The following is an 11,770-nucleotide window of genomic DNA, read 5'->3' on the forward strand; positions in this document are numbered from 1 at the left end:
GGCGGCAGTCCGCCGCCGACAGCGACCCCTCACCGCCGAAACTCACCGTCCGTGTCATTTCGAGAATTGACCACGCATCGAAGACGCAAATTCAACCTCTACTGGAGGGGGTAGAGAATTCTCGATGTGATCGACTGATGCTAGGTCACTACGTAATCGGTTGTGAGAACGGAACGAGGGATCTGTCGATTACCGCCCCTGATGGAAGTCGTGATGGGTCGGGGTACCGGGAGACGACAGGGCGTGTTCCCCACGAAAACATTAATACGACTGATAGAGAATAGGTGAGACGAATGGGTGGACTGGTTGATTACGACTACGACTTTTTCGACGAATACCAGTCCGACGTCCTCGCTGATCTACCGTCCATAGAGCAACTCATCCGATTAGATGATGAGGTCGCTAATAAAGTCACGATGCCCCGATATGAGGGGCCAGTCGATCCGATCGAATGGACATTCTTAGAGAACTATTACAGCGGCCTATTCGCGGACTTCATTACTGACCGTATTCAGGGTCTCGTCGACACGGAGCCGATCGAGGCAAATCGGGACAGATTCCACGGTTTCCGGGAGGACATTGTATCCGTAAATCAGAATCTTCCAGCGCAGCGGGCAGCGCGATCAGGAGTGATTTCGAAGCCTGCAGAAACGGTCCTTCTCAAACGACTGCGACAGCTTGGCTTCGATCCGAGTGCCTTAGATGTCAGCCACATCGGCAGTGGTGGCGGTCTCTACCTGTTGGAGCTGTTCGTGACCGCCGCCCAGCAAGAAGCTCTGTCAGATACAGCCCTGTTGACAGCCCTCCTGGACGAAGCCGATTCGCTGGGCAGCATGAGCAAAGAGGCGGCGATGTCCCGCCTGCATCGGCCTGTCCTGATGGTCTCCCTGTGGGATAACCAGGAGGAGGGACTCAACGAATGGCTGGACAACGGTCGACACGGGATACTCGAGATGGCGACCGCCACGGGGAAAACTGTCGCTGGGATCGCCGCCATCGCCGAATGCTGCGGCGTCCTTCCGGAAGACCCCGACCACGAGCCGCGAACCGACGACGCGAAAATCATGATCGTCGCCCATTCGAACGCGATCCTCAAGCAATGGGAGCAGGAGATACAGGAGAAGCTCGGGCTCCCAATGCCTGCTGGACAGACGGGTGAACAGGCAGAGAGCGTGTCCTTTAGCGGTGGGGAAGTCGAGTTCTACACTGCACAGTCCCTCCTACCACGATACGATCGTGATCTCGCCGACCAGTATGATCTCGTCATCTACGACGAAGTTCACCACTACTCCAACTTAGATGGGTACGGGGCCGCCATCGACAGACCCAATTATCGGGCTGCGATGGGTCTTTCGGCGACGATCGGCGACGACGGTGAACTGAAACGAGAGCAGCTCACTGAACTGTTGGGTGACGTCGTCCACACGTACGGGGTTGAGGACGCTCGTCGTGACGGGATCATACCTGAATTTGACTGGACGGTACACCCGACGCCGCTCGATCCCTACGAACGGGAAGAATGGGATGAGGCGACAGAGTCGATCTCCGACCAATTCAAGCACATTCGGCGGTCGGCAGCAACCAAGCGGATTCTCAGACAGGTTCCTGTTCCGTTTACCGAACTCGAAGACCTCGGGGACTTCATTCGCGCACACGAGGCGGCGTCGATGGTCTTTGACGACGAGGAGATACCCGATGAATGGTCGAACCTCCAGGCGACGATTCATTCGCGGACCTGGATCCGCCACCGATCACAGCCCAAGATCGAAGAGGCAATCGAACTGGCGAAGGACTACCTCGAGGATCCGGACCAGCCTGTCAAGCTCGTCATCTTCGCGATGGACATCGACACGGCTGACGAAATCGCAGACCAACTCGGGGAGGTGTCCGATCATGTCTATCGGGCACACAGCCAGCTTGAGACCTCCTCCAAGAAGAACAACGAGACAGTCCAGCGAAACATCAACAAGTTCGGGAAATGCGAGAATGGCGTACTTGTCTCTCCTAAGATGCTAGACGAGGGGATTGACGTCCCGGATGCTGAAGTCGGCATCAACGTCGCGGGGACTAAAACGAAGCTGCAACTCGTTCAGCGGATGGGACGCGTCCTCCGCAAACACGGCGATCAGCGGCCCCACTTCCACCATTTCATCGCCATGCCCGACGAGAACTACCTCGCGGGGCTGGACTCGAAGGAGTACGTACAGGAGCTCAACTGGGTGCGGGAACTGGGGGAGACGATCGGAGTGCAGCCGATCATCGAGGAGGCCGGCGTCGACGCCGAACTGCTGGAGCGCGCCGAACAGCGTGGGCACGAACTGTGGGCCCGCGATCTGCTTGAGGACCTCGAGGTGGAGACTGTCCAAGGGAACGTCAATCTGGAACAGCTTCTTGATGAACTGACCGTCGAAGCGACGGAAATCCTGCTGGATGAGTTATGGCTGGAAGGGGAACGAGTGGCGCAGGATGACTGGGAAGCCGCGATGGAGGCACTTCGTGACTCGGAAGCCCTCTCCGTCGAAGGGCTCCAGCGCGTCTGGTGGCTCTTCCCGCTCTACCGAGAGCGACCGACGGAGTTAGACGAACTATTGACGGCGTCGTTAAGCGCCCTCTCTGAGGAAGCCTCTTCGACACGACAGTCACAACGAGAGACGGCCACCAACCACGAGGGAACATCGAGCGACGGTGAGTCGGCTGATGAGAGCACGTCTGGAGAGAGCGATACACACGAGCAGAAGTCGCCATCGTCGACGTCGGAAGACGACGAATCCCGTGAAGAGACAACCCCGTCGCAAGACTCTGATTCACCAGAGCCCCCCAGTTCCGAATCGACAGAAGACGAGTCACATCTGCAGGTGCCTGAGATCGTGGAAGACGCTGGCACCGATGTCCAGGTAAGGAGTTCCAGTGTGTTTGACGTGCTGGGGGTCGGAGAGCCGCCCACAGCCATTTCGAGACGGCTGCAAGTCGATCCCGACACAGAAGTATCCCTCGACGAGACCCTCCTGACGAGCACGGGCAATGGCGGCCTCTTCTCGACAGGCTATCTGCACCAGCGATCGCTCCAAACGTACCTGCTGAATGGGGAAGGGGTAATCTTCCTGCTGGCGTCGAAACGCCAGACTCCGGAATACACCGGCCAGCAGCTGCCGGAACTAAACGGGTATCGGGCTATTACGGCAATTACCCCCACGCGGGCGCTCTGCGTCGTCGGGAATGACCCAGCGAATCAAACCATCCAGATCCGCCACGAGGACGTCACAAGTGTCGACGTTCAGCAGGCTGGCCAACTCCTCTGGAAGCATCATGCAATCCGAATCCAGACGAACGACCAGACGCTCAAAATTCCCGACGGTACCGATACTGATCTTGAGGCTGCTGCGAGATACATTCGTACCGCTGCGTATGAGGAACGGTGTGCCGCAGGCGAGCGGCTCCTCGAATGCTGCGACGTCGTCGCGACCAGTAACGGGTTCACTACAGTTGACGCCGTGTTGGACGCAGCCAAGACGCGGTTCCAATCCGCTGTGGACTGGGGCGAGCGGTACGATCTCGATACAGCGAGGGCGGAAGCCGGTGTGGAGTTCACCAACACCTGTCTCGAGAGAGCTGACCGGCAGGTACGATTCGAGGAATCGCTCACAGAGGCTCAGCGACTCGTCAGTGATGCGCGGACAGCCTCGATAAACGGCGAGGAAGATCGGGCACAGCAGCAGTACCGTGAGGCGAAGTCAAAGCTTGAGGCGGTGCTGTCCGCCTCAGATGAGAAGCCGAGTTCCTCGGTGGTGGAAGCCAAACAGCTCCATGCGAAACTTGAGGAGGCTCTTGCGTCGGGAGCCGATAGCAGTGAGAGGGAGAAGAAATCGAGTACTGAGACCGAGACAGCGGCCACTGAGCAGTCTTCGAAAAGTGATAGCCAACGACCCACGCGGGACGATCTCATCAACGAGCTCCAGACCTTGACAGAGGACCTCGGTGGCGCTCCAAAGGCACCTGAGATGGACGATCAAGGCTCGTACTCGACTCACGAGTATTATCGGGAGTTCGGATCGTGGAACGATGCACTGGGCGCTGCCGGGATCGACCGAAGGGAGTCGCTCCTCGCTGAACTGAAACGTGTTGCTGCTGACATCGGAGAGATCCCGTCAACCACTCAGATCGACGAACACAGTCGATACAGCTCCGGAATGTATGCCGACGAGTTTGGGACGATAACTGCAGCACGCGAAGCCGCCACCTTCGCCAGCGGTGAAGATTCCGAACAGGAATCGCAAGCCCACGATTCGACCGACGAATCACACGGGCAGCCTGACGACAGCGCCACGGCGCCCACCCCAGATTCGGGACCATCCCGGCAGGCACTCATCAACGAGATTCAGCGTCTTGATGACGGTGAGAACCTCGTTCCGTACGCGTCGGAGATGGATTCTGACGGCGCGTACAAATCGTATGACTGTCTCCAAGAATTCGGCTCGTGGGATGAAGCGCTGGAAGCTGCGGGGATAGACAAACGAGAGCGACTCCTTGAGGAACTCCGGCGTGTTCGTGACGAACTCGGACAATTGCCGAAAACGACGGAGATGAACCATCACGGACGAGTCTCTGCGGGAATGTACGCCAACTTCTTTGGATCGTGGACGGAAGCAACCTCCCTGATTGATGCGAGAGAAGAGTCGACGAACGAGACGACTGAGTCCGATCCATCTCCCGATACCAGAGAAGAATCGAATTCATCGCCCGTATTGAATGGTGACAGGGATTCCATTCTCACCTGGGAAGACATCCCCGGGAACAGTCGGCTTCCGTCTCCAATCGCGGTTCAGGTGAAAGAGAAGAAACCGACGCGGTCGAATCGTGTAGAGGGACGGTATCTGGTCGCTGATCTCAACGGTAAGGAGTTCGAGCTCAAAGTCTGGCAGAAACATGGGCTCAACATCGAATGGGACGTCGATACGTGGTATGTGCTGCGTGAGGCCAGAGGAACGGTCTGGGAGAGCGACGGCGAGGTGCACCGACTGCTCGATAGCACGAGGGATCTTACGGCGAGTGAATGTGAAACACGTCCGTCGACGCCGATCAAGAGATAAGTGTTGGAAATGGATGAAGAAAGCTCGAAGGCTGTTGATTTCCTACCGGCGACACCGCTGAAGATCTCTTATCTCCGTGGGTTTCAAAAGAAAAGCTCAATCGAGGAAATCTGGATCCCCCGTTTCACCACCAGGGACGATATCGACGCTAACGAGAACGAGGTTTGGGACTTGGCTTTCGGCGTGGTTCCCACATCTGGCATCGAAACATTCCTTCTGAAGTGGCAGGGGCAGCTCGCCGTTTTCGAACTGGGTCCGAAGGGGTGGCAAGTCAAGGAATCATTTGAAAAAGCAGACATCCATCCCCAGGTGTTTGCGGAAGTCATCAAACCCTACGTCGGCATCGAACGAGTGATTCGCGAAAAGCAATTTATGGAACGAGAGTGAGCTATTTGCTCCGCTCAACTCCCCCCCTGGTAGGATTTATGCGAAACAGGAGCCGATTTTAACTCAGTATTTCGATGCCATATCTTGGACTGCTAAATAAAGATGAGGTGCTCCCTCCACAGGTACCGGCCGGAACGACAGTTGAGTGTCCAGCTTGCGGTGAAGGAATGTCAGTAGTACGGTCCTACAACCGTGGGAGCACTTTCGTATCTCGGCACTTCAGTCACAAGGGCGGCGGGAAGGGAGGTGGCAGCGGAGCCGGTAGTAATGACGGTGGTTGTTCTGGAGAGTCCGAGATGCATCACAAGATGAAGGCGATTGCATACGCCCGGCTGGAGAACGACTACCCGGAGGCAACAATTGAACTCGAGTCTAACCTCGAGGGGCGCATTCCTGACGTGCTATTAGAATTTCCCGAGCCGTGTAGTCCGTACGGAAAGGGAATTGCAGTTGAAGCCCAGTATCAGAATAAAGGAAAAGACAAAGCAGCAGTCGTAGAGCACTATCTTGATCGGGAGTACAGCGTTGCCTGGCTCGAGGAAGACGCCTTTTCTACCCACGATGTTGACCTCTCCGGCATCCTCTCGGTGTGGCCGTACGCTCTCCCCGACCGGTACGAGACGGAGGGGTATCCCGACGTGACGCGGTGGCTCTGGCAAGAGAAGAATCCAACAGTGGAGATGGAAATCCCGATTCCTGCAGACTACTGGATGTCGTTCGACAAATCGGGAGAGTGGGTTACCATCGCGGAGAAAAGCATCAAGCGGCGAGGAAGCGCTCGAATTTCCAGAACGCCAGATGGGCATCTAACGTTCTCACTCGGGAAAGCAAAGGGATGGGGCGAGAGCGAATCGCTATCCGTACAGGTTGTTCCGAATGACGTTCTGAAACTCAGATCCTTTGCCGATGATTTGGAGCGAAAAGCGTTCGGGGAGGACCGGCCGTCACCGGAAGAGTGTGATCCAGAGTGGCATGAACTCAGTAAGAGGTGGTTTAAGGGGTCGCCAACCGTGACGGCATGGATAACAGCCGCGCTGCCAGACCCAGATGGAGACTCCGATGTTGTGGTGACGTTGTGGAAGAAGCAGAAGGAAACGGAACGGGTGGCGATGCGAGTTGAATCATATGCTGCGGAGAATCTACGTGATCTCGCAGATCTCCTTGACCGGGCCTTCGAGATCGAGAAAAGCTGAGCGCCGTTACCCTCTGCCGACTTTGTATAGCGACATAGGATTCATACAAGTTCAGGCTACTACAGCATCTATTTTCGGTGTTCTCACAGACTCCAACGGTCTGTGTGTCCCCAAAACCTATATCGCATCTGTGAGAAACTCGCTACCAGCCAAATATGCCGGGCTTAGAATTGGAAACCGACTCAGCGAGGCGTCTATCGCTGATTCCTAGCCTCGAACAGCGGACACCAGGGAGGATAGCACTGTGAGCGGCGTAACGACACCAGGGAGTGACCGAGACTGGGAGGACGTCGACGACGTCTCGTGGACTCTTCTCGATCTCGAAGAACTCGTCGACGCGTACTGGGCTGTTGTCGCCCCGATGATGGAGACAGACGAGCTCGATCCAAAACGAGAAAAACCGACACACAGCTGGCTCCGCGACCATGGCTTCCGGCCGCTCCTCTACGCCCTGCGGGAGTACCACGACAGGACCTTCGCAGAGTTTTGGCGTGAGGATCTCGGGGCCGAGGCCGTAGAATCGGGTTACGACTGGGCGACCGACCACGAACGGACTATCGAGGCACTCGAGTCCTTCCTCACGTCACGGCGGAAGCGGAAGGGGCTCGCGGACTCGTCGATAGATACCCTCCGCTACCGATTGAACCGCTACGTCGCCGCCTACTGTGAAGAGAATGGAACCGACGACCTTGTGACACCCGTCGCCCGGGAGGGCGATGTCCCAGCTTACAAAGCAGTTGATGCGTGTTGGGCGGCGTTCGACCGGCTGCATGTGGATCTCGACGGTGGACAAACCAAACGCCGGATTCATCTCGCGGTCTCGAACTGGTATGCGCATTTAGTGCGTCGGAAGTGGGCTGCGGTGAACCCCGCTGACGGCCTCGACGACGAGTTCGATTGGTCGAACGGCGATGACGACGATACGGATACACCATGTCTCGCCACCGAGCACGTTCGCGCACTCTACAATGCGGCAGACGACCAGGAGAACCGCCTCCTGGTACTCGCCCTGTGTGCATGGGGTCTTCGTCCGAATGAGGTGGCCAGCCTACGAGTACGCCAATTCGTTCTTGACATCTCTACCGACGAAGTTCCGTATATTACGTTCGAGGAGCGGAAGAATGGGCCCGGCGAGGTGTCGCTACTCTACGGTAAAGAGGTACTCGAAGACCGCATTGCAATGTTCGCCGATCACGAGGAGTGGGATGGCTATCTGTTTCCGTCGCCACACGCCTCAGGCGGCCCGATTTCCCGGTGGACAGTCTGGAATCGCTTTACCCAACTCGCTGAGCAAGCGGGTCTGCCTGACGAAATTGGTGGTGTATCCCCCTCGCCAAAGATGGGGCGACGCTTCTGGTATGACGCCTATTCCTCGTCACTCGACGTCGTCCTCGGAAGCCTCGACGAGATTGCGGCCGAACAAGGAAGCGCGAGTGCCGACGTCGTATTGCAAAATTACCTCTCAGATTCGCGGGCCCGGAAGCTCCGTCGAGAGTATATGCGTGACCAGCTAGCTGCCGCCTTCGAGGAGGGTTGAGGGTATACTAAACGTCAAAGTAGTCTTATCCAAGTCAGTTATCCCGGCGAATGCGTGAGATAGATGGGCAGTGAATCACAGAGTCATTGAATCAATGAATCACTGAAAACTTGAATCAGAGAATCAAGGAGTTTCTGATTCCTGGAATCCAATATTATGTGGAGAGTCGTGGAGTCAATGAATGCCGGAAGCGCTGAATCAAAGATTCAGTGAGTCCATGGGATAATGAATCAATGAATCTGCTACTGCAGGAGGCACTGAATCACTGATTCAGTGACTGTCAGTATCAGACATCATCCTCCAAGATTACAGGCATTGTGAGGAATCCTGTATTCAGTGAATCCATGAATCAATGAGTTACTGATTTTCAACCAGGAGAAGTAGAATATGGTGGTATTAGAGGTGATACCACAGAATTCAGCACTTTAGAAGTTCTAGTTCGGCATTGGACGTCTGAGGTGGATTTATGAGTCATTGATTCAATGATCGAACCATGACCGAGACACCTCGTGGATGGGGCGTCACCCCATCGACTGGCATCCCCACGATCGCCTTCGGCAACCAGAAAGGCGGGACAGGAAAAACAACGGCGACGATCAACAGTGCCGCGGCGCTGGCTACTCGCAACCACGATGTTCTTGCAATCGATATGGACCCACAAGCCGACATGACGAAAGGGCTTGGACTTGGTCCAGGCGACGACAACGATCCTTCAAGCCCGAAGAACGAACTCCCCAACACATTAGTCACCGATGACGAGAATCTGCTCGACGTACTCGTCGATAATCCCCGCACGCACGATACTAGTCTTTCAGAGATTATGATCGAAGCCGACGAGTACGACCATCTGAACTTCGACCTGATTCCCAGCCACAAGGATATGGGCCTTGCTCGAGATTGGATGGACGATGCGAGTGCCCGACTCTCGCTGAAGCTCGCCCTCGAAGAGATGGTTGACGACGGATACAACTATGATTATATCGTAGTCGACTGCCCCCCTGACCTCTCAGTCCTAACAGATGCGGCGTTCATCGCGGCTCAGAACGTCTTCCTGGCTGCACAGACCCAAGCAACATCACGGGATGCACTTGACGATCTGTGGGACCAGTTGGAGTCCATCGAGGACAATCAACAGATCGAGATTGCAATCGTCGGACTCCTGGCGAACATGTACCGGGACGACGGCCAGTCGAAAAAATTCCTCAACGCCTTCGACGAGTCCTTCGCGTCGATGGCACCAATTTTCAAGCTCCCGATGCGAGTAGCGATTCAGCGTGCGTGGGACAACGGACAAGATATTTTCGAATGGGAAGACGCGAACGATCAGCAAGTAGAGCGTGACCTCTTCCTGGAAGTTGCAGAGACGATGGAACAGGCGTTCGACAAGGCGCAGGTGGAGGCGTAAGAATGCCCCGGGGAATGGACGAACGGTTCGAGGACCCTTCAGATGAGGTGGAAGAGGAGGACGCGGTCGCAGACGAGGAGACCATGGAGACGTCCGTGGAATCGGAAGCGAAGGATCGTGAAACTGCGGCGGCGACCGAAGATCGATCAGATCAGCAGAGGACCGCTTCCACGACCGATAGTGATTCGTCGACCAGTGAGGCAAGAGAGACAGATGACGAGCCGCTGAACATCCGCGAGGATTGGGATTCAGCCACGATATACGTCGAACCGGAGCAAAGCGAAGACGTCGAGATCACGTTCACTCGACTGAAAAAGCAGCTCAAACGCGAAGACATCACGCTGGAGAAAAACAAGCACTTCTACCGTGGGGTTTTCGAGGTGGCGTTCGGCGAGCACCAGGAGGAAACGAAGGAGAAGATTCGCGAACTAGCCAAGGAAGACGTCGATCAGTGAATCACTGATTCACAGATTCTCGAATATTATGAGGATGGCCGGCATCGAACGAGGTGCTCAGAATAGACCCTCTCCTGTTCTTTTGAATGCCAAAATGAATCGTCATTCACGATACTATCGAGTCGTTGGTGAGAAACACAGTTTTGGAGGATGTTCGTTTTGGGTCGGATCACCGTCGACTCGTGGTGCTTTTCGCCAATCGAAAGTGGATTTCGAGTCGTCTGGACGATCTCCTCCTGAGAAGGGCTGATTCTCTTGTGAATCTGCGTCTTCTTGCGTCTCGTCGACGATCTGTGCCTTTGGCCGGACCTCGGATGCGGGGATGTCGTGATCGTGGACTTCCTTGACGACGAAGTGAGCAGCAGCGTAGACGTATTCGTGGGCTGCGTCGTAGGAGCGATTTCGCTACGCTCGTGAGAACGCCGATTCGTCAGGCACTCGGCTGAAGCCGAGAATAATGGCGACTTCCGGTTGCCGGGTGAATCGTGGAATAACCCCTGGTTTTGGTACGGATCGTCCAGTATCGAGATCGGCTACTGGCTCGTGATCAACAAACGTGAGGGCCTCCACACGCACAGCATTCGAGAGGCTTCAGCTCTCTTGATTCTCCGCCAACCGTTCACGGTGTCGCTGGAACTCCTCTTCGCCGATCTCGCCTCGTGCGTAACGGCGTTAGAGAGCTTCTATCGCGGAATCATCACTCCGGGAAGGAGCGTCACCTCACTCCAGTGCCCAGTAGAGGAGTCCACCGACCAGCCCCAGCATTCCGAGTGCCCCGCCGACGAACGGCAGCCCGCCACCCCAGCCACTGTTCCGGCCGTTCATCATTCCAGGGCCAGACCCCATCCCTGGACCCATCATTCCGCCATCGGAGTACCCGTCACCGTCGGTGCTAGATCCATACGCTATCGCGCCCTGTTCAATGATCGCTTCGCTCTCGGGCACGTCACCGTCCGGAATCGGACTGTCTTCTGCTGGACCTCCAGGGCTGCCGACGACGATGCGACCGACCATCCCGACCGACTTGTGTGGGATGCAGTAGTAGTCGTACGTGCCCGGTTTTTCGAACGTGTACTCGAACCCTCCCGACGAGATGACCTCACTATCGAATGCGCTGGCGTCGGACGGAATCCGGTTCTCGTAGGCCGTTGCCGAGTGTGTACCGGCTGCTATCTCGAAGCGAACGGTCGTGCCGGGTTCGATGTGGAGCCCAATCGGTTCGAAGTAGTTGTTGCCCATCTTCACGACGGGCGTTTCCTGTGCGCTCACTGGCTGAGAGAGGCCTGTGCTGGCGACTGCGCCGGCACCGAGTACTCCCAGGAACTGACGTCGATTATAGTTCGTCATGTGATTTGAATTGGTCTGGTGATCGTTATTTTCGAACGACATCGACGAGACGTTGGGCGAGTCCAGACGACTGCTCGGTCGCGCGCTCGATGGCTGACTCGAGGTCGTTCCGCTCGACGATACCGATGAACTCGGCGGTCTGTTTACCGTTCGCGTAGACGAGTGTCGTCGGCGTCTTCCGGACGCCGTATTCCTCGGACGTTTCGAGGTCGGTCTGTATGTCGACCTCCCGGAACTCCACGTCCGGATACTTGTCCTCAAGGCCGTCATTTTTTCCCGCTGTGTTGCGCATGCCCCACACGTCTCTTGAGTGAAGAGGATTACTCCGGTCATATTGTAATCTACGGTCTTGTAACTTA

The 11,770-nt window shown here is 56.1% G+C and carries 8 protein-coding genes and 2 pseudogenes; 6 read left to right on the forward strand and 4 right to left on the reverse strand.

Features of this window, described 5'->3' with window-relative positions; genetic code table 11:
• Positions 1–293 precede the first annotated feature (293 nt).
• From HLAC_RS19470 to HLAC_RS14910, 6 genes are all read left to right on the forward strand, one after another.
• Entirely contained in the window at positions 294–5,087 is a 4,794-nt protein-coding gene (locus HLAC_RS19470) for a homing endonuclease associated repeat-containing protein (protein ID WP_015911528.1), read from the forward strand.
• Positions 5,088–5,096: 9 nt separating this feature from the next.
• Positions 5,097–5,474: a hypothetical protein gene (locus HLAC_RS14890; protein ID WP_015911529.1), complete on the forward strand. Its 378-nt coding sequence runs from the start codon at positions 5,097–5,099 to the stop codon at positions 5,472–5,474.
• Between the two features lie 296 nt (positions 5,475–5,770).
• Entirely contained in the window at positions 5,771–6,667 is an 897-nt protein-coding gene (locus HLAC_RS14895; RefSeq protein WP_009762328.1) for a hypothetical protein, read from the forward strand.
• Between the two features lie 244 nt (positions 6,668–6,911).
• Positions 6,912–8,204 (forward strand): tyrosine-type recombinase/integrase, encoded by a 1,293-nt coding sequence (locus tag HLAC_RS14900; protein ID WP_015911530.1) that lies wholly within the window; start codon positions 6,912–6,914, stop codon positions 8,202–8,204.
• 493 nt (positions 8,205–8,697) lie between these two features.
• Positions 8,698–9,609 carry a ParA family protein gene (locus HLAC_RS14905; protein ID WP_009762326.1) on the forward strand — a complete coding sequence of 304 codons (912 nt, stop codon included), beginning with the start codon at positions 8,698–8,700 and terminating at the stop codon, positions 9,607–9,609.
• A 14-nt stretch (positions 9,610–9,623) separates the two neighbouring features.
• A complete protein-coding gene (locus HLAC_RS14910) occupies positions 9,624–10,064 on the forward strand; it encodes a DUF8160 family protein (RefSeq protein ID WP_172404560.1) in 441 nt (146 codons plus the stop codon).
• Between the two features lie 212 nt (positions 10,065–10,276).
• On the opposite strand, the pseudogene HLAC_RS19880 reads toward HLAC_RS14910, so the two are convergent.
• The 4 genes and pseudogenes from HLAC_RS19880 to HLAC_RS14920 form a co-directional block, all read right to left on the reverse strand.
• Positions 10,277–10,550, reverse strand: a pseudogene (locus tag HLAC_RS19880) (transposase); the annotation flags it as partial.
• Positions 10,551–10,655: 105 nt separating this feature from the next.
• A pseudogene (locus HLAC_RS19860) lies at positions 10,656–10,733 on the reverse strand (SHOCT domain-containing protein); the annotation flags it as partial.
• Between the two features lie 51 nt (positions 10,734–10,784).
• The gene (locus tag HLAC_RS14915) at positions 10,785–11,333 is read right to left on the reverse strand and encodes a plastocyanin/azurin family copper-binding protein (protein ID WP_232230975.1); all 549 of its coding nucleotides are present in this window, start codon (positions 11,331–11,333) and stop codon (positions 10,785–10,787) included.
• A gap of 103 nt (positions 11,334–11,436) precedes the next feature.
• Complete coding sequence (locus HLAC_RS14920) at positions 11,437–11,703, reverse strand: thioredoxin family protein (protein ID WP_009762323.1); 267 nt, start codon at positions 11,701–11,703, stop codon at positions 11,437–11,439.
• Positions 11,704–11,770: the final 67 nt, after the last annotated feature.

It is taken from the genome of Halorubrum lacusprofundi ATCC 49239, from assembly GCF_000022205.1.
GTDB classification, from domain to species: Archaea; Halobacteriota; Halobacteria; order Halobacteriales; family Haloferacaceae; genus Halorubrum; species Halorubrum lacusprofundi.